This is a genomic window from Psychrobacter sp. TB55-MNA-CIBAN-0194 (assembly GCF_040309505.1).
In the GTDB taxonomy this organism is placed as follows: Bacteria; Pseudomonadota; Gammaproteobacteria; order Pseudomonadales; family Moraxellaceae; genus Psychrobacter; species Psychrobacter fozii.
Genome location: NZ_JBEOOW010000001.1, coordinates 585,413 through 608,508, shown reverse-complemented (window position 1 = coordinate 608,508; position 23,096 = coordinate 585,413). Strand labels below are relative to the sequence as shown.

Here is a 23,096-nt window from a genome sequence, read left to right as displayed (position 1 = left end):
TATTAACTTATATAGCGTCAATACCTCACTAAGTGTCACTATCCTGAGTACTTGGTTCGTTATGGGTATCTGCTTCGCTATCAATGATTATCGTGCTGTCATTCTCTTTACGTTTTTCTTTTTTTCTCTTATCTGCTTTCTTTTGACGTTTTTCTTTTTTCTGCTTTTTGTCTTTCTTTTTCGATTTTTTATCATCAATATCATCATCGCTATTTTGGTTCTCGTCCCACAGCATCAGACGGCTTAAGACTTTTCCAAATAATGTTTCTTTGCGATAGCGACTTTTCTTGTTCATGGTATCGATAGGTAGGCCAGTCATCAGCGTCAGTGCTTCACTCAAGGTATGGACACCATAGATGTGAAATTCATCGGCACTGACGGCAGCAATAATATCGTCGCGTAGCATGAGTTGTTTGACGTTGGCCATCGGAATGACAACACCTTGCTGGCCCGTTAACTCTTGCTCTCGGCAGGCATCGAAGAACCCTGCAATTTTAGAGTTGATACCGCCTACTGCCTGCACTTCACCCAACTGGTTCATAGAGCCAGTAATCGCAAATGACTGATCAATCGGTACATTTGCTAAGGCAGATAACAACGCACAACCTTCGCTAACGGTGGCGCTATCACCATCGATATGGGCATAGCTCTGCTCAAAAGCGAGTGACGCGCTAAAGTTTAAGGCATGATGCTGACTAAATAGGGCCCGCAAGTAGCTGGTCATAATTAGCATGCCTTTGGCGTGTAAGCTACCACCTAAGTCCACATCGCGCTCGATATCGAGAATCTCACCAGTACCAATATTTGGCTGAATAACGGCCGTAAGACGTGCTGGCATGCCGAATTCACTATCGGCATAGCTGACCACCGTTAACGCATTGACTTGTCCAACGGCATTGCCTTGTGTTTGTATGAGTTGCTGACCATTTTTGAGCTCATCCCAATAGAGATCACGTAAATACCCTGAGCGCTCGTCCATATCTTCGATGGCTTGGGTGACGTGATTGGCATTGACGATGTTTTTACCGCTCAAACGTGCATGGCGGTTCGACTCATGCAACAGCTTAATCAATAAATCACTGTGCAAGCTGAGTCGATCTTGGTCTTCTGCTTGTAAGCTCAAATGCTCAAGTAGAGTGGCTTGCGCACTACGATCGAACGGATAGAGGTTGGCATAATCAATAATGTCAGCCATTTTCGCGACCAATGCCAGTTCGTGTTCACTGGTGCGAACCACATCATCGTGGAAATCGGCACGAACTTTGAAAACCGCATCAAATTCAGGCTCAAGCTCTAACAGTTCATAATATAAATCTGCTTCGCCAAGTAAAATGACTTTAATATCAAGGTCAATAGGGGCAGGCGCTAGCGATAAGCTTCCTGTGAGTGTGAGCATCTGCTCAAGACTTGAGAGTTTAATTTTACGGGATTGTAATGCTCGCTTGAGACCCTGCCAAGCATATGGGTGCTCTAGTAAGTGACTGGCTTCTAATAACAGATAGCCGCCATTGGCACGGTGTAAAGCCCCTGCTCTAATCATACTGACGTCAGTGGTGACAGTCCCCAGTTGCGTGATTTGCTCGACATGCCCTAATAAGTTTAAATGCGTCGGTAAATCTTCAAAGATAACGGGTGCGCCACTGTCAGGCGTATGACTGACAATGACATTGACCGCATAACGACTAGGTGTTGTGGTCAGGACAGCCGTCACAAACTCTTCATCATCGCCATTAACGATACGCTCTACATGAGTGACCATATCGGCAAATATCGCTTTGAGATAATCCACAATCAGCGGGTGATTGGCAAATTGCTCATAAACAGGTGTAAATAAAGGTTGTAGCGCGCGGCGTGCAATATTGCGATGTAATGCTTCTATCGCATCATTGGCTTCGTCCTCTAACTGCTCTAACGCGATGGTCAGCTGACTCAAGCGTTTTTGCATGTGGTTTTTTTGGACAAAGTTATTTAGCTCAGCTTCGTATTCACTGTTGCCATATGCGTTAGTGCTGTCATCGTCATTGTTGTCAATACTGGTATTGATATTAGAAATATCAGCGGTGCTACTGTCCTCTATCGTCGAAGGAGCTTCATCATTGTTAGAGGATTTTTCATGTTTGACATCAGCATCGCTATTTTCTGTAGGTAGCTTGCTTGGGTGCACAAACATGGCTTTGTTATCGAAAGAGCGGAACGTCAGCGCTAAGTCATACTGTTTACCTTCAGCATTGAGCACTTCATAAGCATGACTTTCTTTTTGATGCGTGTCATTTTTTATGGCTTCGATTTTACTTTGGTATTGGTCACTACGAAAGCGTTGACTCAGTCGCTTTTTGGCTTGTTGCCACAAGTTATTGACTTGTTGCTGCAATAGCGAAGCTTGACCGGCAGGCAGACGTAATGCCAACGGGGTGCGCGGATCGGTAAAATTATGCACATAGACCCAATCATCAGGCGTCGGCGCATCGGCTGCGATGCGTTTCAGCAAGCGGCTGATTACGGTACGTTTACCTAAGCCATTTTCACCTGCTGCAAATACATGGTAGCCACTGGCTTTGATGTCTAAAGCTGTGTTTAAGGCTTTGAGCGCGCGCTCCTGACCAAACCCAACATCTAAATCTGGTGCCGTACGTGTGTCTGTTGGCAGCTCGCTTAGCTCACTATAACGCTTTAATTGCTCAGCGCTAATAAGGCAGCGCTGCTTTACCTCAATAAAGAGTGGGTGCGGTACTTTTACTTTTTTGTCATTCGTCAATGTGTCTGTCAATTCAGCGATGGGTGTTGCCATATTATTGGTGTCTTTTTTATTAGCGTCTCTTGATATTTTAGAGATAGGGGCGTGTGGCTGTTCGGTCATAGGCGTAGGAGATATCTTCTTAAAAAGGTGGAGTGTTGATCTCTATAATTGGTTTTATGCTATCAGGTATTCACATTCATGCTGAACTTTTTATACTTTATATTGAATAGCTAACCAAGATATTTTATAAGGTATTTTACAAGATGCAGCAACGTTTTAGCTAAATCATTAAACGCAGTTTTGTATCATTATGAGATATACCAGTGTGTATGATGAATAAGTGAGAGACAAATTAACAGTGAGTTTATTGCTATCAAAGGAGAATAACACCTCAATACAGGCCTAGATAGTATAAGATGTCTCACATTGGCGCAATCTGCAACTATTCAATAGACAGAGTGCATGATAAAATAGACGGTTCACATGTTAAAACTGGATAACTCGTTGTATGTCAGCTTCCGATAAAATCACGTCATCATCTGCTAGTACAGGTACTATCCATATTGATCCTACTGGATTTGTAAAGCTTGGATCACAATTGCCAGTGCTGGCCAATACTCTGACGAAAGCCATTCATGAGCTCGGTCTATCCTTAAGTGAGACGCAGCAGCGCACACTATTATTGTACTTAGACCAGCTTTTGTTGTGGAATAAAGCGTATAATCTGACCGCTATTACTGATCCTGAAGAAGCTTTAATCAAGCATGTGATTGATTGTTTGGCTATTATAACGCATTTGCCATCAGGGTCATTGCTTGATATTGGTACGGGTGCAGGATTGCCTGCCGTAATTATTGCTATTTGTCAGCCTGAGCGCCAATGTACGGCACTTGATAGTAACCAGAAAAAAATACGTTTTATTAAGCAAATCAGTAGTGAACTTGGTTTGAGTAATATGCAGCCGATTGCTTCTCGTATCGAAGCGCACGAAGCAAGCTATGAGGTGGTTACTTCTAGAGCGTTTGCCAGTTTGATAGATTTCGTCGATGTGGCGCAGCCAAGACTAGCAGATAATGGTCACTTATGTGCTATGAAAGGTAAGGCGCCGAGTGAAGAAGAACTGCAAGCATTGGATAGTGATTGGCACATAAAAACAATCAAGCTAAAAGTACCACGTTTGCATGATAGTCGTCATTTAATTGAATTGTCTCGTAAAAATGTCTAAGCTATGAGCACCTTTCAGTCATGAAATCGCAACTATGAAACAGTGACTGCCCGATTGTGAAACATAGTTTACGTCTTTAATTAAATGACATAATATTTAAATGGTGTCGAGACAAAGCGAGTCGTTTGTACAACGAATGACTGAATATGCCTCGCTTTTTAAATGTATAGCTAAAAAAATAACAGTAATAAATTCTAATTAAACTGAGTGAGTGTATGGAAATCATAGCGATTGCGAATCAAAAAGGCGGAGTGGGCAAAACCACGACGGCGGTAAATTTGACCGCTAGCTTGGCTGCAAAGCGTAAGCATGTACTACTGATTGACTTAGACCCACAAGGCAATGCGACCAGCGGTACGGGCGTGGATAAAAATGAACTCGCGCTGACCATCGCTGATGTTTTACTCGATGGTGTATCACTGTCGGATGCTATTGTTACCAGTCCAGCAGGGTTCGATGTCATCGGTGCCAATCGCGATTTGGCTGGGATGGACATCACCTTGATGAACAAGACCAATAGCCATGAATTGTTTAAAACAGCGATGGTGGCTTTGGTTAACGATCAGATAGCGGCTAAAAAACCTGCTTACGATTATGTCGTGATAGACTGTGCGCCCAGCTTGAATTTATTGACGATCAATGCATTGGTTGCCACAGACAGCGTCATTATCCCGATGCAATGTGAGTACTATGCACTAGAAGGCCTAGCAGATTTGTCGCAGACGATTGAGCGACTCACGGAGCTGAATCCGAAGCTCTATATTCGCGGTGTGGTGAGAACGCTATTTGATGCACGCAATACCTTGGCTCGTGATGTGTCAGCTGAACTGGAAGCACATTTTGGCGATATCATGTATAAGACTCATATTCCAAGAAATATTCGTTTGGCAGAAGCACCTGCGCATGGTTTGCCAGTTATCGCATATGAGAGATGGTCAAAAGGGGCACGTGCCTATCAAAAACTAGCCGCTGAAGTGATGAAGCAAAGCAGCTAGTTTTGGCCGTAGATAAAAGTTTGGTGATAAAAGTATCAACCAGATTAAATAACAAAGCACAAAGTATCGTATTTATGAGTAATGAGTAAGCCGTATTCACAATCATTTGGCTTTTATTTTAGCGTTATAGGATAGGTAATCATGGCGAAGAAAAGAGGATTGGCTGCCAATCGAGGCTTAGATGCCTTGTTGGGATCAATCAAAAAAGAAAAGCAAATCACTGCGTCTGCCTTACAAGATGATATGGCAGCGCGTGATAATACTTTGCCAGCTGTAACGCCAGAGACTGACATAACAAACGCAATCACAACCGCTCAAACAAGTCGTGCAAAAGACAACGAAAAATCGACTGCAAATCCAGCAGTTCTAGAGGCTGCTGATTCTAGTAATCGTAAAGCACGTGCGCCACGTACGATGAATAAGAGCAGTATTCACAAAACTGGTGCTAATAAAAATCGGGTTAGTGGAACAGATAACAGTGCCTCTGAAGATCAAATCAGTTTGGTACAAATCGATGTGACACGATTGCAAGCAGGCAAGTATCAACCACGCCGTGATATGAGTGAAACTGCGCTTGCCGAATTGGCTTCTTCGATTGAACAGCATGGTGTCATGCAACCTATCGTTATCCGTCCATTATTGGCAAATGAAGATAAGAGTGAAGCGTTTGTTACTCATGAAATTATCGCTGGCGAGCGCCGCTGGCGTGCTGCAAAAATGGCAGGTAAAGCAGTAATACCGGCGATTGAGCGCGCATTGTCAGATGAGTTGGCTATTGCATTGGCACTAATTGAGAACATCCAACGTGAAGACTTGTCTGTGATTGAGCAGGCAGCAGCATTACAACGCTTTCATACTGAGTTTGGTATGAGTCATGCGATGATTGCGGAAGTTGTGGGCAAGGCACGTACGACGGTATCGAATCTACTGCGCTTGAATCAGCTACACGATACCGTAAAAGATCATTTAGCCACTAGTGCGCTAGATATGGGTCATGCCCGCACGCTGTTGGCTCTATCTTCTGAACAGCAGCCGATTATTGCACAAAAAATCATCGATGGTGGCATGACCGTGCGCGAAGCTGAAAAGCTCGTGAAGTCAATTTTGCAGCCAGCTCCCAAAGCCAATCGTACTGAACAAGCACAGTCTCATGACGCGGAACGTTTGACACAAAGGTTAACGGATATGCTTGGGGCCGAAGTAAAGTTGAAGCATAAAAAAGACGGACAGGGTAGTGTTGAGATATTTTTCCAAAATCAAGATCAGTTGGCCGCCTTGATTAAGCACATAGAAGCACAGGCTTAAGGTATTCATCCAGTTTGTAATGACTGCACAAGTCTAAACTATCTTGGTTACCACTATTTTTATAAAAATATAAAAGAGAGCGAGTATGTGGGAGTTGGTAAAAGCGGGTGGTTGGTTGATGACGCCTATCGTGGTGTGCTCAATACTGGCATTGGTTATCATCATTGAGCGTAGCCATACTTTACAATTTAACAAAATTGTACCTAACAGATTGCGCGAACAATTGATAACGCGCCTACGCGAAAACGGCGGTATCGGCCGTACACAATTAATGAACGTGAAAGAAAAAACACCTTTGGGTGATATTTTGGCAACGGGTTTGCTTTATCGTCAGTATGGTTTAGAGTCGATGACGATGCATATGCAAAATCGTGCGAGCGTACAAGTTCATCAGTTAGAAAAAAATATCAATATGCTTGGTACTATAGGTGCGATTGCACCGTTGCTTGGTTTGTTGGGCACGGTATTGGGTATTATCTCTTCGTTTTTAGCGATTACTGATGGCGCGATGCAAGACCCAACGATGCTTGCCGCTGGCGTATCACAGGCATTGATTACAACTGCTGCTGGTATGATTGTTGCGATTCCTGCATTGGTTGGCTATCGTTATTTTCAGCGCCGGATCATTGATATCAATGCCCAGTTTGAAACTCAAGCAGGATTGATGATTCAAGAGTTGTATGACTACCAGTTGCTAGGAAATGTGCATACTTCTGGTTTTGATACGCTTAATCCTGATGCTTCATTACATAGCACTATACGTAATGATTCGGTAAGTTTAAGCGACGGAGTCACAGTGACTTCTTAGCACTATTTTTAATATTATTGGTATTATTTTTAGTACTAAGGGTCAGATGAATTATCTAGTCATCCTATTTGCATTTTAAACACGCCTTAAGCATAGTAAAAATATTAAAGAGAGTGATATGCGCTTTAGAAAACCAACCGTTGAACCACTTGAAATCAATCTAACACCAATGATTGATTGCTTATTATTTTTAATTGTATTTTTGCTGCTTGCGACCTCATTTAATCATTTTAGTCGCTTGAATATTATTCTTCCTGAAGCTGAAGGTGTCGCACTGACAGAACAAAACAACAGCATTGAAGTGGCAGTACAAGAAGACGGCAGCTATTTGGTAAATGGTATCACCCTTGGCAGTAGCAATGAGGCTGAATTGATCAGCATGCTACAGCAAGAGGCGGGTAGTAATCGTGATATGCTATTTGTGATCGCTGCTGATGCTAACGCTACCCATCAATCTGTGGTACGGGTGATGGATGTCGCAGGAAAACTAGGGTTTTTGAACCTTAATATCAGTACGGTTGTACCACTTGGCCAACCGTTACCGCAATAATGTATGGCTATATTAGTGTCATAAATACTCCTATAAAACTGTGCTTTGAGTACAGTTTATTCATATCATGATACCCAAATTGAGGCTTTTATGAGCCAAACATATCAATCCGACTCTACAAAAAAATCTGCTAAAAAATTGTCAGCAGAGCCATCAGATGTACCTAAGCGTACGACATTATTGCGCCTGTTACGCTATCTTAAGCCATATTGGTGGGCGTTAGCATTAGTGGTTTTAGGTTTCGCTATCAATGCTGGGACAGAGATATGGGTGGCCAAACTTCTACAGTACATCACTGATGCTATCAATCAAGGTGATCAAAGCAAACAGAATTTGTTTCCCTTGCTTATCATCACATTGTTCTTTGTGCGTGGTTTGGGTAGCTTTTTGGGTAATTACTATTCTGCTTTAGTTTCACGTAACTTGGTATATGAGTTGCGAGTAGAAGTCTTCAATAAATTGCTGCGTTTGCCAAGCTCATTTTATCTTGCCAACCCAGCAGGTACTATCTCATCAAAGTTGATATTTGACGTTGAACAGGTCACAGCAGCCAGTACAGAGTCAATGAAGACCTTATTGCGCGATGGCTTGACGGTATTAGCATTGATCGGATTTTTGCTCTACAGTAATTGGCGTCTAACTTTAATTTTATTCCTCGTACTACCACCGATATTATGGCTCATTCGTATAGCATCTAAGCGTTATCTCAGGTTATCTAAGGGTATTCAAGAGACGATGGGTGATGTTAGTCATATTACCAATGAGGTCATCGGTGGCTATCAGGTGGTCAAAAACTATGGCGGACAAGCATACGAAGCCGAACGTTTTGACAAAACGTCAAAAAAGAACTTGCTCCAAGGTATGAAGGTAGTCGTTACTAATAGTATCAATACGCCAGCAGTACAGCTACTGATGGCAATAGCCATGTCGGTTGTGGTGTGGCTCGCACTGCGTCCTTCAGTCATCAATAATATCTCGGCCGGTGAGTTTATCTCATATATTGCAGCTGCTGGATTACTCAGTAAACCAGTGCGTTCACTGACGGATATTAATCAGAAACTGCAAAAAGGTATCGCGGCTGGTGAGTCAATTTTTGCTCTACTAGATGAGCCAGAAGAAAAAGACACTGGCGTGATCAGCTCAGCCTTAACGGGTGAGATGAAGCTTGATAATGTCAGTCTGATCTATCCGGATTCGACAGTGGCACTGCGCGACTTTACGTTAGATATACGTGCAGGAGAAACCGTTGCACTGGTAGGGCGTAGTGGTGCTGGTAAATCATCTTTAGTAAATCTATTGACACGCACCTTATCAACTTCTGCAGGGCAAATTACTTTAGATGGTATACCAATCGAAGATATCAAACTAGAGAGCCTACGTGCTCAAATTGCGATGGTCAATCAGCAAGTGGTGCTGTTCAATACGACGGTGTTTAACAACATTGCTTATGGTAGCTTAGCGAATAAAAGTCAGTCCGACGTTGAGCGTGCCGCAAAAGATGCCTTTGCTCATGACTTCATAATGAAGATGCCAAATGGCTACCAAAGCGAAATCGGTGCCGAAGGTTTGCAATTGTCAGGTGGGCAGCGTCAGCGCTTGTCTATCGCTCGTGCGCTATTAAAAGATGCGCCAATTCTAATTTTAGATGAAGCGACCAGTGCGCTAGACAATGAATCAGAGCATTATATTCAGCAAGCGCTAGATAATGTGATGAAAAACCGCACGACATTGGTGATTGCACATCGATTGACTACTATTGAGTCTGCTGATCGTATCGCTGTGTTGGATGCAGGGCAGATTGTCGAGCTAGGCACACATACAGAGTTGATGCAGTTACAAGGCTATTATGCACAGATGTATGACCGCGATTTTGAATAGGTTGATATGATTTTATTCCAATATACATTGGATGATATTTCGGTACTGAATATTATAGAATAAGTGGTCCATAATCATGAGCATTGAAACGATAGTGACACGTGCATGGCAACGCCAAGCTCTTTGGTTGTGGCTATTACTACCCATTAGTTGGTTGTATGGGTTCATTACTATACTTCGTCGTCAAGCTTATAAAATTGGCTTGTTAGCCAGTTATCGCGCACCCATTCCTATCATGGTAATCGGAAACATCAGTGTTGGTGGTAGCGGTAAAACACCATTGATTATTGCTTTGGTCAATGAGCTACAATCACGAGGCGTCAAGGTGGGGGTTGTTAGTCGCGGTTATGGTGGTGATACCAGTCAGATGCCAGCATTGGTTAATATAGATAGCTTACCTAATATAGTTGGCGATGAGCCGTGTTTAATCGTTAGCATGACAGGTGCCGCGATGGCAGTTTGTCCCAATCGTCAGCAAGCAGTGACCACCTTATTAGATGCTTATCCAGATTTACAGTTAATTATTGCAGATGACGGTTTGCAGCATTATGCATTGCAACGTGATATCGAGTGGATTGTCGTTGATGCAGCACGCGGTTTTGGCAATGAGCAACTACTACCCACTGGCTTTTTACGTGAGCCAATGTCACGATTAGAAGGCGCAAATGTCATTTATCATGAAAAGTTAGAAACAGAAGCAGTTTATCAAGATAATAATACTCTGCCTCTAGCCAGTCGTTCGACTATGCATTTAATGCCTGACAAGTTGCAGCGCCTGTGGCAACTTAAATTAACTGATGCTAAAGCTACTGACTCCAAAGTGAAAATTGACATGCCAGAAAAGGGTAGTCAGGTACACGCCGTCAGCGGGATTGGTTATCCGCAGCGTTTCTTCGGTACCTTGGATTCTATTGGCTTTGAGGTAATCGGTCATCCTTATTCTGACCATTATGATTTTAGCTTGGCTGAGCTCCTGCAGTATCGCGATTATCCCATTGTTATCACTAGCAAAGATGCAGTGAAAATTAGAGCATTGCTAGTCGAATATACAAGTAAGCAAGCACTGAGTGATGAGTATGAGGAGCTGGCAAGTAGACTATGGGTGTTACCAGTGACAGCCGTACTTTCTGATAGTTGTTATGACAATCTAGACGAGCAACTAAAGATATTAGGTATTCAGTCTGATCCTGATATCAGTATAAAAACTACGTGATAGATAATCGCTAATATTTTACATTGCCGCAAAATTTTATAGGAACAAGCCATGTCATCAGTCGCCATACCTGCCAAAACACATATTGTCATTCCTGCTCGCTTCAAAAGCACACGACTACCCGGCAAACCATTGCTACAAATACATGGTAAGCCGATGATTCTTTGGGTGGCTGAAAAGGCTCAGACAGCACACTTTGCAGATGATATGTGTATTGCGACTGATGATGCGGATATCGCTAAAGTATGCACGGATGCAGGATTCGATGTCGTAATGACTAGCCCTGATCATGCCTCAGGCACAGATCGTTTAGCAGAAGTGGCTGCTATAAAAGGTTGGGCTGACCATGATATTGTGGTCAATATGCAAGGCGATGAGCCGTTGGTACCTCCGCTATTATTAGAGCAAGTAAAAGCACTTCTAGTCGCAGATGATGAGAGTGTGATGGCCACTTTATGTGAGCCTATCGATGACTATGAGACTTTTATGCGCCCATCAGTGGTCAAGGTTGTCAGTCAACAATCCAATGATTTACAGCGTGCGCTTTATTTTAGTCGTGCGCCCATTCCTTGTGATCGTGATGTCGTGTTGGCTGAGGATAATCAAAGACAACCACCAAAAAATGCGTATCGTCACTTGGGCTTATATGCTTATCGCGTGCGTCTCTTACAGCAGTTTGTGCATTGGCCACAGACACCGCTCGAAATGCTAGAAAGCTTAGAGCAGTTACGTGTGTTAGAAAATGGTGGATATATCGCCATTGCTGCCGCTGCTTGTCATTTACCAGCAGGTGTCGATACGCAAGAAGATTTAGATCGTTTAAATGGCATGAACCTAGCTGACTTTTTAAATCCTATCGGTAGTCTATAGGTTAGTAATCCAATTCAAATTTTATACCTTTCATTTAAAGCGTCATTAACGCGCTATATCCTGAATAATCGAGCAATGTTATAGGGCGACAGCTATGAGTGATGTGACAGGAAATACGGGTGCAGCAGCTATCAACGACGGCATTTATTTTGCACCCTTATTGCCATGGCAGCAGTCGTTATGGTCGCAACTGACAGAGCGAGTATTACAGCAGCAGTCTTTACCTCATGCGCTACTAGCCGCAGGTATGCAAGGAATGGGCAAGCGTGCTTTTGTATGGCGACTGGTCGCTTGGTTGCTATGTCGCAGCCGTGACAGTCATCCAACAGGTGCTTGCGGCACGTGTGAGAGCTGCCAATGGTTGAGATCGGGCACCCATCCGAGCTTGCAAGTATTGCCACTGGTCAGTATGCCTATCAGTGCAGAGCAGGCAGATAATAAGGAAAAATCAAGCAGCACCGCTAAAGACAAAAAATCTAGTAAAACTGCTAGCAATAGTGCTCTCAAGACCAAAATTGATGATATCCGTGCCTTACAACCTTTTATTTATCAAGGTGGACAAGGAATGCGGATTTGCGTGTTAGACCATGCTGAGAAAATGACCATTGCTGCAGCCAATGCCCTACTAAAAACCTTAGAAGAGCCACAAGCACAAGTTCATCTGTTTCTGATCAGTGATACGCCTGCCCAATTGCTACCAACCATTAAAAGCCGCGTACAACAGCTGGCATTACAAACGATTGAGCCTGCGATAGCTGTTGACTATGTAACAGGTGAGCTAGGCCATACTATCAATCGTGAAGCAGTCAGTACCGCGGCTATTCATCAACTTATTCAGCTGGCAAATGGCGCACCTTTAGCAGCGATAGCACTGGCACAAGTGCCTTGGTATAGTAAGCGTTCACTGTGGTTGACGACGTGGCAAGCATTACGTAGTGGCAAACGTAGTAGTATCGCAGCCAGTGATTATTGGCAAAATCAGCTTAACATCGTAGAGTTTATCCAACTGTCTGAGCTGATGCTGCTCGATATGCGCCGTGTTTGTCTAGGACTGGATGAGCTACAAAAAGACGTCAACTTATCAGCATTGTTAGAGAGTTATCAACCGACTGATAGTGGGTTGGAAGCATTCGCTAATAGCTTGCAGCAAACCAAAATTGCACTACAACAAAATGTGCAAGAAAAATTTGCCTATGATAAGCTGATGCAAGAACTGGCATATTTATAAAGCAATTTTTATGGCATTTTATTATCGTTTGGTAATTGACGCAATGCTTTGCTCTACATACCGTTAGTCACTCATAAAAATATACTTAACCCAATTAATAAAGGAAGCTAACTATGGCGATGCCAGGACGCGGTGGGGTATTAACCTGCCATATTGAAAATATCGAAATGCTATATGCTAGCTACTTATCCTTTGTGAGTAATGGTGCATTGTTTGTACCTTCGACTCAAGATCAACAACTAGGTGATGAAGTGTTTATCGCGGTTACCTTACCGAACTCTAGCGAGCGCTTACCTATGAACGGTAAGGTGGTTTGGATAAACTCTAAAACACAAGGTGGTCGTCCAGCAGGTTTTGCCGTACAGATTGGGACAGATATTTCTGGTCAGCGAATCAAAAACGAAGTTGAGCGACTATTGGCTGGTAAAGTAGATGGTTTGCAGGCGACTTATACGATGTAGTCTTTACAACCATTAATATTTTTATCCATTACGATAATTAGTTTTGAACAAATGCCACTATAGAAAAGCAGCCTTATACTTGGTATAAGGCTGCTTTTTAGCAAAAATATAAAAAACTGGCGGAATGTGAGAGTGTTCTAATAGCGCGGTGGCACATACATGTCGTTTGGGATAGGTTCACGGTAATATTCATCATCGCGTTTTCGATTGGGTAATTCGACCTCGTCACGTGGCACTTCTTTATAAGGAATTTGTTCGAGTAAATGGGCAATGCAGTTCAGCCTAGCACGTTTTTTATTATTGCCCTCGACCACCCACCACGGCGCTTCAGGAATGTGAGTGCGCTCAAACATGGTTTCTTTTGCTTTGGTGTAATCTTCCCAACGTCGGCGCGACTGTAAGTCCATCGGCGAAAGCTTCCACTGCTTAAGCGGATCATATATCCGGCTCATAAATCGCGCATGTTGCTCGTCATCGGTAATAGAAAACCAGTATTTTACTAGGCGAATACCTGAGCGTACGAGCATACGTTCAAACTCAGGTACTGATTGAAAAAACTCTTCATACTGTGCATCTGTACAGAAGCCCATCACGTGCTCAACACCGCCGCGGTTATACCAACTACGGTCAAACAGTACAATTTCACCAGCTGCTGGTAAGTGGGCGACATAGCGCTGAAAATACCACTGCGTCTGCTCGCGTTCCGTGGGAGCAGGTAATGCGGCAACACGGCACACTCTAGGGTTTAAACGCTGAGTAATACGCTTGATGGCACCACCTTTACCAGCAGAATCACGCCCTTCAAAGATGACGACGATGCGCTCACCGCGATCCACAACCCAATCTTGTAGCTTTATAAGCTCGCGTTGTAGCCGGACTAATTCATGAAAGTATGTTCGTCGGTCTAGCTTTTCCTGCTCGCTCATCTCGCGGCCATCAAAACGAAAATCACGTGCACAGTCATCTATTTCATTTTCTAATTCTTCATCATAGGTATCGATTAAATCTTGATGCATTTTTCGACGCAACTCATCATCCAGAACTTCTTTCTCGATACGCTCTGAAAGAATAGCTTGTTCTCGATTGTATTGATCTACATGCTCTTTAGTTGCTAAAGATTCAAAATCAGTCGTTGTACGTGGTTCTGACATCACAAATTTTTCAGAACCAAAAATGACTTCCCTTAGTTTTTCTAATAAATATTTTGTCTTACCCATAAATATTACCTTTGGTTGGCATATTGGATTTTGTAAGATACTACTCCTGGTTCACTTTTATAATAACAAACTATAGGCAATAAAAAATGCCCTTTAATTAACTTAAAGGGCATTTTTTACAGACAGATACTGATTAAAATAATAGATCAGCATATCTCTTTTTTTAAACTAAATGCAATCCAGATTATTTTTCTAGAATGCAAGTCACACCTTGACCACCTGCTGCGCAGATAGAGATAAGTGCACGGCCTGAGCCTTTTTGATCTAGTAATTTAGCAGCAGTTGCTAAGATACGACCACCAGTAGCAGCAAATGGATGACCTGCAGCCAATGATGAGCCATTAACGTTCAGTTTGCTACGATCGATAGATCCTAGTGGTGCCTCTAATCCTAGGCGCTCTTCACAGAATTTCTCATCTTCCCACGACGCAAGTGTTGACAATACTTGTGAAGCAAAGGCTTCATGAATCTCATAAAAGTCAAAATCTTGCAGCGTCAGACCAGCACGCTCAAGCATACGCGGTACGGCGTATGCTGGTGCCATTAGCAGGCCTTCCGTTGTGCCAGATTTACCAATGAAGTCAACCGCAGCCGTTTCTTGATGTACGATATAAGCCAATGGCTTTAGACCATGCTCTTTTGCCCACTCATCCGTACCCAATAGCACACAAGAAGCACCGTCAGTTAGCGGTGTAGAGTTGGCGGCAGTCATCGTTGGATTGGCGTTTCTTTTGCCAAATACTGGTTTTAGCTTCGCCAGTTTTTCTAAAGTGGTGTCTGGACGCAAGTTGTTGTCGCGAGTCAGACCTTTGTAAGGCGTGATCAAGTCGTCAAAGAAACCGTCGTCATAAGCGCGTGCTAGGTTTTGATGGCTATTAAAAGCCAGCTCATCTTGGGCTTCGCGGCTGATGTTCCACTCAAGCGTCGTGATCGCTTGGTGCTCACCCATTGACAAACCAGTGCGTGGCTCGCCGTTTTGCGGTGAATCAATCAAGTCTTTTGGGTTTAGACCCATCAATGCTTTTAGGCGTTGCTTGTTGTCTTTTGCGGCACCCAGTTTGATAAGTACTTTACGTAGGCCATCGCCAACTGCGATAGGCGCATCAGAGGTCGTGTCTACGCCGCCAGTGATGGCTGAATCAATCAGACCAAGTGCAATTTTGTTTGCAGAGGCAAAGGTCGCTTGTAAGCCAGTACCACAAGCTTGTGAGATGTCATAAGTTGGCGTGTGCGGGTTCAATGCTGTGTTTAATGTTGCTTCACGAGTTAGGTTGATATCGCGGCTCAGTTTCATGACAGCGCCAGATACCACTTCACCTAATGTCTCGCCTTGTAGGTTGTAACGCTCAACCAAACCATCTAAAGCAGCCGTTAGCATGTCTGTGTTGCTGACATCAGCGTATGAGCCGTTTGAGCGAGCAAACGGGATACGGTTGCCCCCTAGAATAGCCACTCGGTTTAGATTTGAAGCAGGCTTCGCTTTGCTGGTCTTTTTAGCAGTGGCAGAAGTTTTGACAACAGTCGTTGCTGATTTATCCTCAGTTACTTTTTTGTCCTCAACCGTTTCAGCTTCTTTAGCCGAAGCACTTGCAGTTCTTTTGACAGCTGTTTCTTTTTTAGTGCTATCAGTAGAGGTTGCTTGTGAGTTTTCATTTTTTGTATCACTGGTTTTTACGACAGTGCTTTCGATAACAGGGCTATCAGGGTGGTTATTTTTATTACTCATAATATTATCCTTAAAAAATATGGGTAGAAGAAAAAGAGGGTAATAATAAAAAATTCAATTGAATTAAAAAATACAGTTAAGAGATTCAAAATAGATAAGAGGTAAATATTATCATTTATTATGCGTTATGGCTGTTTAGGATAAAGTGTTTTTACGACCTTACTGTATATCTTTAGCAAACTATGTGACACTTATATATAAGGTTGATACTGGCTTTGAAAACAGTTAGTAATATAACTTTTGTAGACTGGCTGGTATTGACTATTAACATTGCATAAAAGCTGTTTTGATAATATATTGTTATCGATAATTCTATTTACCATAACTTATAGGTCTGATTTTAGCATAATGTTATGGTTTTTAAATCTAGAAAAAGCGGCCGTCTTGTGTACTTGCTTGTTTACAGATTTTTGTGGACATTGTCAGTTTTTGGACTTGTTTATGATGGCAGTGTATAGTTAGGCCAGTTTTGTACGCACTTACTAAATATCAATAATTATAATGTTGCCGAGTCTATATGATAGGCACATTGCATTTTTTATTTTAATCATTTTTATAAGGATTATATTATGTCAGACCGTTACGGTGATTTTGTTCAGTCTTCTCTTGGCAAAAAAGTGGCCAAAAATTTGGGTTTGCCATTACCAGTGACTCTTGATCGTTTCGAGAGTGGTGAGAATTTAGTACGCGGTAGTGTGTTGGTTGGTCGTGCTAAGGGCGAGGATAAAAGCGTTAGCGCATCGATCTCACGTATTTTGTCAGATGTACATGCTGACGTTTATGTGAACAGCAGTGACGATATCAAAGATGAATTGGCTGATGCGAGCATCGAAGCAAAAGCCAATACTGGTGGCGATGACAAATTCAAAGTTCTATTGTTTGATGCCAGTAATATTGTCAATGCTGAGCAGCTCAAAGAAGTGTATGAATTCTTCCATGCTGTTGCTCGCCGTGTCGATAAGTCTGGTCGAGTCATTATCGTTGGTCGTACACCAGAAAACATCACTGACATCGAAGCAGCAATGGCTCAGCGCTCACTTGAAGGCTTTGTAAAGTCTGTCGGTAAAGAATTTAAGCGCGGTGTTACGGCACAGCTTGTTTATGTTGAAGAAGGTGCAGAGCAAAATCTAGATTCGACGTTACGCTTTTTCACCTCAGCTCGTTCAGCGTATGTCTCAGGACAAGTTGTGCGTGTTAACAAAGGCGAATCAGTTGAAGTAGATTGGACGCAGCCTCTAGGTGGCAAAACCATGCTAGTGACTGGCGCAAGTCGCGGTATCGGTGAAGCAATCGCTCGTGTGTTGGCTCGTGAAGGCGCTCACGTTATCTGTCTCGATGTGCCGCAGCAGCAAGCTGATCTACAAAAAGTCGCGAGTGAAATCAGTGGTTCAGTCGTGACCGTTGACATCACTAGTGATGACGCAGGCAAAGAAATCGCTGAAGCAGCACAAAAGCGTGGCGGTCTAGATTCTATTATCCATAATGCTGGTGTCACACGTGATAAGACATTGGCAAACATGGACGAGAAAAAATGGGACATGGTTATCGATATCAACCTAGGCAGTATTGCTAGGCTAAATCGTTACTTACTAGACAATGACGTGCTAAAAGAAAATGCACGTATCGTCTGTGTGTCGTCAATTTCAGGTATCGCTGGCAACTTGGGTCAAACCAACTATGCGACCTCGAAAGCGGGTGTTATTGGTCTGGTTGATGCGACTGCTAAGCAACTAGAAAACAATGCTAAAGGTATGACCATAAATGCAGTGGCACCAGGATTCATCGAAACTCAAATGACTGAAGCGATTCCATTTGCTATTCGTGAAGCTGGTCGTCGCATGAACTCAATGAGCCAAGGCGGCTTGCCAGTAGATGTTGCTGAGACCATCGCATGGTTTGCATCACCTGCTTCTGGCGGCTTGAACGGTAACGTTGTTCGTGTTTGTGGTCAGAGCTTACTAGGGGCCTAACACCTATTTCTAAGTAGACAGAGGTAATGATTAAGCCTATTATAAATATATAATATAGTGAATTATTTATTATTTACCTCACGTATGCTTACGAAAAAATTGCTGATAAATCGTAATAAAGCTGCCCGAGGGTGGCTTTTTTATGATAAAAACATAGAAACCATCAGCCAAATTATGTTTCGTTATAATAAGTGCTTGTAACTTGTATTAAAAATCACGTAGATTACTTATACTTTGGATTGAGTATAGCGCTTAAGATACTGTTTACTGGTAAGCCTTAACGAACGACTTTATAGCATCTCTGTATGCACCAAGAAAATTTGCTCAAGCCCCACTTAGGATTTATTATGTCAGACAAGCATTATGATGCGCTGCCAAAAGCGCATACGACCTACGCCAATATCGTCAAAAGTTTATTGCCTATCGTCAATAATGGTAAAGTTAGTAGAGATCAGTTGCCGCAATCGACCTATTATGTGGACGATCTGCACATCGATCAGGGTAATTTAAACGATTATCGTAAAATTTGCGGTTTTGCTGATAATGGCAATATCCCGATTACGTATTTTTCGGTGCTGTCTCAAACGCTGCAAATGAACATGATGGTCAAAGAGCCGTTCCCATTTGCTATGCTGGGATTGGTACACGTCGATAACAGTGTGACCCAGTATCGTCCAATTGGTGAGCGTGAAACGGTTGCTATGTCTGTCACCTTTGACAACTTGCGTGACCATGCTCAAGGTCAGCAGTTTGATTTTGTGACCACAGTCAAATCAGAGGATAAGGTGATTTGGGAAGGTACGTCGACCTATCTGTCACGTAGCAAACAACCAAGTCGTAGCAAAGACAAAAAAAGCACGCCGCGTCCAGTCGTGGTCAAACCCTCAGTCAATCCAAAAGGCGTTCACAGTATCTTTGAAGTACCAGAAGATATCGGTCGTCGTTATGCCTTTGTATCAGGTGACTTTAACCTTATCCATTTACACCCATTATCTGCGCGTGCTTTTGGCTTCCCTAAAGCCATCGCTCATGGTATGTGGTCAAAGGCCAAGTGTCTTGCCATGATGGATGAGTTGCCAGACGCTTGTACTGTTGATGTGTCGTTTAAACTGCCTATCTTTTTGCCAGCAGAAGTCGAACTCATTGCTGATCCAGTGGCACAGCTTGAGAGCGCAGATGGCACTTGTGAGTTTGGCCTATATAGCTCTAAGAATGACAAGCCGCATTTGGCAGGTACGGTTACATTACAGAGTGATAGTTAACGAAAGCTAGCATAGAAGTCAGTAACATGACTGCCGTTTAACTAACAACTATTTCAATAGCAAACTTAACGAACAACTTTATACTTATGACTGCACATACGGAAGCAAAAAGCCCAGAACAACTTGATAATTCAGCTGCCAATGACGATGTCGCTAATAACGACGTTGCGAATAACAATGCTGAGACTGCCAGCGCTACGACTGACCAAGACGCTCCTGATAATGGTGTCAATCTAGCTGCTATTTTTGAGCCTTATTTTCGTCCTGATGATAACACCATTGTATGCGGTGCACTCGATGACGAGAAGGTGGTAGCTTTAGCGCAAGCGGGTGTCGAGCTAGTGATTAATTTGCAGGCTGATGATGAATTGAATTTTGATGAATCATCAGCGGTCGAGCAGTCAGGTATGCACTATGAGCATTTGCCTATTGGCGGCGCGGCGGATTTAAAACAGCTGAAAATATTGGCGTTTGACAACATTTTACGCCAAAACCACGGCAAAAAAATAGTCGTACATTGCGGAACTGGCAACAGAGTAGGCGCGGCAATTGCCTTGCGTGCAGGTTGGTTGCGTGGGCGTAAGATGGATACTGCTATGGAACGTGGGCGCAGTCATGGTTTGACTAAGCTTGCCGAAGAAGTTCATAATCGTCTATTGGTACCACGTTAAAGTATAAGCACGTTTGACGAGTAAAAAGGCGACCGATAGGTGGCCTTTTTTTTGAGTAAATAAAAATAAGTTTGAACCGCTAATCGTATTTTTTGGGATTGGTATAATACTAAGCGCTAAGGTTTTTCATACTTAGCTATTTTATAAAACAGAGCAGGAAAACTATGACCGATAATAATAAAACTGATCACAACAATCAGATTAATACACAACTTCAGCAGCACTTACAGCAACTGCTCACCGATTTACAGCTTGATGATGCGCCAGCAGGTGGTGCGGTGGTTGTCTATCAGGCTGGCAAGTGTATTGCTCAGGCAAGTACGGGGTTGGCACGTTTAGACATGTCATGGCAGCCTGACACTTTAGCGATTAACTTTTCGACAGGTAAAGGTATATTGGCGACGCTGGTACATGTATTGGTTTCGCAGCAGATGCTTGATTATGACATGCCTATTGCACACTATTGGCCAGCATTTGCGGTACAAGGTAAAGGTGAGCTTACGCTACGCAATGTGATGTCACACCAAGCCAATTTATTTTCCATTCAAAGTATCGAGGTAGACGGCGAAGCCTTACTTGACTGGGAATACATGCTCAAGACGGTTGCTGCAATGCCGATCACTGCACCAGACCATGCCGAGCTATATGACAGTGCTTATAGTGCTTTAGTCTATGGTTGGGTATTGGGCGGTGTCATAGAAGCCGTTACTGAACTGTCTTTAGCTGAAGCGCTGCGCCGTTATCTTACTGAGCCTTTAGGTATTGCTGATAGCTGTTACTTTGGCGTACCAGCAAGCAAAGTTAACCAAGTGGCAAAGCTGGCCAAAGATTTTGAGTCATCAAATGAAGACAACTCACAACTGCGTAGTAAGCGTCAAAAACCAACCTTAAAAGTAGATTCGCAAAGTGTCTTGCATGCTTACGAAAACCTGCCTAGTTACTCATGTTGGCAGCAACAAGCATTAGCGAATATGAAATCGGCAGATATTGGTCAAGCTGATGAGCAAACCAACTTGCCTAAGTTGGACACGGCTTATATTAATCGTTTGTACTTTGACACGAGCAAGCTCAATCTAAAAAATTATAAGGCAGCGCTCATACCAGTTGGAAAACAAGCGATCGATTATCATAGTCGTGAAACGCTACAAGCCGTGATTCCAGCCGCCAATGGTGTCGCCTCAGCTCAGGCATTGGCAACCATTTATGCCATGCTTGCCAGTGGCGGCGAGTGGCAAGGACAAACGCTTATTGATAGCACAATCTTTGAACAGCTATCCACACCACAAGTCTCAGGACTAGATGCTGTTATGCCAGCAGCGATGCATTGGCGCTTGGGTTATCATCGTCGGTTTGATATTTGTCAAAATGAAGCCAATGAAACAGCTGATGTAAGCAAGCAAGGGTTTGGGCACATGGGCTACAACGGCTCAGTAGCTTGGTGTGACCCTGAGCGCCAGTTGTCATTTGCCTTTGTCCATAATTTTGATTCAACGATGCTCAATGATATCCGTCAGTTTGCGCTAACGGAATCTGTGTTGAGTATGATTGATGCAGCGCTTTAAAAACCTTATTGATAAGTTCAATGAGGCTTATTCGGTGTCATTTTAAGTAGCTTAGTTGCACTCAAGCCATGAATGAAGATTGAGGCTAGAATCACAATTGAGCAGACAATCCATAACTTGAGTGCATCTTCATCACCGAAGAACCCTTGGTTTAGCGCATAAGATAGATAGTACAACGTACCAATACCACGGATGCCCAATGCTGAGATGGCGTATTTTTCAGTGCGAGGAAGATTCAGCCCTGATAAAGCGATAAACCCACCAATGGGACGTATCAATAATAGGAAGGTGAAGCTGACGATGTAAACACGCCACGTCAGCTCCACACCTGATTGTAATCCTTGACCTAGAAAAATGCCAAACATAACCAGTACGAGCGACATAAGCAAACCTTCGGATTGCTCTGCGAAATCATGGAGTTTATGATGGTAGCTGTGCTCATGCTCTGAACGCCGGAAGGCAAATGCCGCAATAAAGACAGCGATAAAACCATAACTATGTACAAACTCTGCTAATCCATATGCTACGAGTGTCAGGGCGATGACCACATAACCTTGAGAAATAGTAGTGTCTTGGCTATATTTCGAAAATACTAGCTTTGCCATGACTTTACCAACAACGATGCCAACCACCAAACCTGCACCAATTTTCCACAGTACATCATGGGTAAACCACGACCAAAGCATCTCACTGGTAAAGCTATTACCTTCACTAAATGCTTCCGCTATTTTTATGGCCAAATAAACGAAGGGAAACGCCAGCCCGTCGTTAAGTCCTGCCTCTGAGGTGAGAGTAAAGCGCGGTGTGTCTTCGCCGCCAGTATTAGGCGGTCCTACCTGAATGCTAGACGCCAGTACCGGATCGGTTGGAGCAAGTACGGCCCCTAGCAAAATAGCTGCACCAAGGCTCAAACCAAACGCATAATATCCCAAAATGGCCATCGCAAAGATACCAATCGGCATGGTAATCAGTAATAGGCGTACTGTCGGCTTCCACAATCGCCAAGACAGCTTGGTATCAATCTTGATACCAGCGCCCACCAATGACACGAGCACCACAATTTCGGTTAGTTTTTCGATGATTAAACCGTTATCCATCGGATCTAAAAACGATAGGGTCGTCCACCAATAGCCCATAATTAGACCAAAGCTGACCTGTAGCATAGGTAAGGAGACGGGCGTGCGTCTAAACATAATAGGAAACAACGCTCCTAGTAAAAAAGCGACACCGCAAATTAATAAGAATAAATTATAGTTTTCGATCATAAGGAGTAGGCACGTCGTGGTTTTTAAGGGGGCAGTTTTGATAACCCTTATCATGACGCCAAAAAAAATCAATTACCGCAAAAAATCGTTATTAAAACGTCTGCTGCGTTGTTTTTTGGTGAAAAAAAGCCTGCATAAGATATGCAGGCTTTC

At 43.1% G+C, this 23,096-nt stretch carries 18 protein-coding genes; 14 read left to right on the top strand and 4 right to left on the bottom strand.

Annotated features, from left to right (window positions below):
- Nucleotides 1-28 precede the first annotated feature (28 nt).
- Nucleotides 29-2,857, bottom strand: coding sequence for an AAA family ATPase (locus AAEY75_RS02390; RefSeq protein WP_352258176.1), 2,829 nt, complete (start codon nucleotides 2,855-2,857; stop codon nucleotides 29-31).
- 388 nt (nucleotides 2,858-3,245) lie between these two features.
- Between AAEY75_RS02390 and rsmG the strand changes: the two genes are divergently transcribed.
- The 10 genes from rsmG to AAEY75_RS02340 all read left to right on the top strand — a co-directional run bounded on the left by rsmG (nucleotide 3,246) and on the right by AAEY75_RS02340 (nucleotide 13,270).
- The gene (rsmG, locus tag AAEY75_RS02385) at nucleotides 3,246-3,962 is read left to right on the top strand and encodes a 16S rRNA (guanine(527)-N(7))-methyltransferase RsmG (protein ID WP_197100222.1); all 717 of its coding nucleotides are present in this window, start codon (nucleotides 3,246-3,248) and stop codon (nucleotides 3,960-3,962) included.
- 215 nt (nucleotides 3,963-4,177) lie between these two features.
- A complete protein-coding gene (locus tag AAEY75_RS02380; protein WP_194197440.1) occupies nucleotides 4,178-4,957 on the top strand; it encodes a ParA family protein in 780 nt (259 codons plus the stop codon).
- Between the two features lie 141 nt (nucleotides 4,958-5,098).
- On the top strand, nucleotides 5,099-6,262 hold the full coding sequence (locus tag AAEY75_RS02375) for a ParB/RepB/Spo0J family partition protein (RefSeq protein WP_352258174.1): 1,164 nt from the start codon (nucleotides 5,099-5,101) through the stop codon (nucleotides 6,260-6,262).
- 85 nt (nucleotides 6,263-6,347) lie between these two features.
- On the top strand, nucleotides 6,348-7,070 hold the full coding sequence (locus AAEY75_RS02370; protein ID WP_197216256.1) for a MotA/TolQ/ExbB proton channel family protein: 723 nt from the start codon (nucleotides 6,348-6,350) through the stop codon (nucleotides 7,068-7,070).
- Nucleotides 7,071-7,188: 118 nt separating this feature from the next.
- A complete protein-coding gene (locus AAEY75_RS02365; protein WP_110923039.1) occupies nucleotides 7,189-7,620 on the top strand; it encodes an ExbD/TolR family protein in 432 nt (143 codons plus the stop codon).
- 90 nt (nucleotides 7,621-7,710) lie between these two features.
- A complete protein-coding gene (msbA, locus tag AAEY75_RS02360) occupies nucleotides 7,711-9,498 on the top strand; it encodes a lipid A export permease/ATP-binding protein MsbA (protein ID WP_197216254.1) in 1,788 nt (595 codons plus the stop codon).
- Nucleotides 9,499-9,574: 76 nt separating this feature from the next.
- Nucleotides 9,575-10,711: a tetraacyldisaccharide 4'-kinase gene (lpxK, locus tag AAEY75_RS02355; RefSeq protein WP_352258171.1), complete on the top strand. Its 1,137-nt coding sequence runs from the start codon at nucleotides 9,575-9,577 to the stop codon at nucleotides 10,709-10,711.
- 51 nt (nucleotides 10,712-10,762) lie between these two features.
- Nucleotides 10,763-11,581 (top strand): 3-deoxy-manno-octulosonate cytidylyltransferase, encoded by an 819-nt coding sequence (gene kdsB, locus AAEY75_RS02350; protein WP_197216250.1) that lies wholly within the window; start codon nucleotides 10,763-10,765, stop codon nucleotides 11,579-11,581.
- Nucleotides 11,582-11,675: 94 nt separating this feature from the next.
- The gene (locus AAEY75_RS02345; RefSeq protein WP_197216247.1) at nucleotides 11,676-12,809 is read left to right on the top strand and encodes a DNA polymerase III subunit delta'; all 1,134 of its coding nucleotides are present in this window, start codon (nucleotides 11,676-11,678) and stop codon (nucleotides 12,807-12,809) included.
- Nucleotides 12,810-12,922: 113 nt separating this feature from the next.
- Nucleotides 12,923-13,270: a PilZ domain-containing protein gene (locus AAEY75_RS02340; protein WP_110923035.1), complete on the top strand. Its 348-nt coding sequence runs from the start codon at nucleotides 12,923-12,925 to the stop codon at nucleotides 13,268-13,270.
- 137 nt (nucleotides 13,271-13,407) lie between these two features.
- Here the strand turns inward: AAEY75_RS02340 and ppk2 are convergent, their stop codons facing one another.
- Both ppk2 and AAEY75_RS02330 read right to left on the bottom strand, forming a co-directional pair.
- Nucleotides 13,408-14,487 (bottom strand): polyphosphate kinase 2, encoded by a 1,080-nt coding sequence (ppk2, locus tag AAEY75_RS02335; protein WP_265090846.1) that lies wholly within the window; start codon nucleotides 14,485-14,487, stop codon nucleotides 13,408-13,410.
- A gap of 184 nt (nucleotides 14,488-14,671) precedes the next feature.
- The gene (locus AAEY75_RS02330) at nucleotides 14,672-16,213 is read right to left on the bottom strand and encodes an acetyl-CoA C-acetyltransferase (RefSeq protein WP_197216245.1); all 1,542 of its coding nucleotides are present in this window, start codon (nucleotides 16,211-16,213) and stop codon (nucleotides 14,672-14,674) included.
- Nucleotides 16,214-16,782: 569 nt separating this feature from the next.
- Between AAEY75_RS02330 and AAEY75_RS02325 the strand changes: the two genes are divergently transcribed.
- The 4 genes from AAEY75_RS02325 to AAEY75_RS02310 all read left to right on the top strand — a co-directional run bounded on the left by AAEY75_RS02325 (nucleotide 16,783) and on the right by AAEY75_RS02310 (nucleotide 21,678).
- Nucleotides 16,783-18,183, top strand: coding sequence for a 3-oxoacyl-ACP reductase (locus AAEY75_RS02325; RefSeq protein ID WP_197216243.1), 1,401 nt, complete (start codon nucleotides 16,783-16,785; stop codon nucleotides 18,181-18,183).
- 347 nt (nucleotides 18,184-18,530) lie between these two features.
- On the top strand, nucleotides 18,531-19,445 hold the full coding sequence (locus AAEY75_RS02320) for a MaoC family dehydratase (protein WP_194197448.1): 915 nt from the start codon (nucleotides 18,531-18,533) through the stop codon (nucleotides 19,443-19,445).
- Nucleotides 19,446-19,531: 86 nt separating this feature from the next.
- On the top strand, nucleotides 19,532-20,116 hold the full coding sequence (locus AAEY75_RS02315; RefSeq protein WP_352258166.1) for a protein tyrosine phosphatase family protein: 585 nt from the start codon (nucleotides 19,532-19,534) through the stop codon (nucleotides 20,114-20,116).
- A 164-nt stretch (nucleotides 20,117-20,280) separates the two neighbouring features.
- Nucleotides 20,281-21,678 carry a serine hydrolase domain-containing protein gene (locus AAEY75_RS02310; RefSeq protein ID WP_352258164.1) on the top strand — a complete coding sequence of 466 codons (1,398 nt, stop codon included), beginning with the start codon at nucleotides 20,281-20,283 and terminating at the stop codon, nucleotides 21,676-21,678.
- Between the two features lie 17 nt (nucleotides 21,679-21,695).
- Here the strand turns inward: AAEY75_RS02310 and AAEY75_RS02305 are convergent, their stop codons facing one another.
- Entirely contained in the window at nucleotides 21,696-22,943 is a 1,248-nt protein-coding gene (locus AAEY75_RS02305) for a cation:proton antiporter (protein ID WP_352258162.1), read from the bottom strand.
- Between the last annotated feature and the right edge of the window lie 153 nt (nucleotides 22,944-23,096).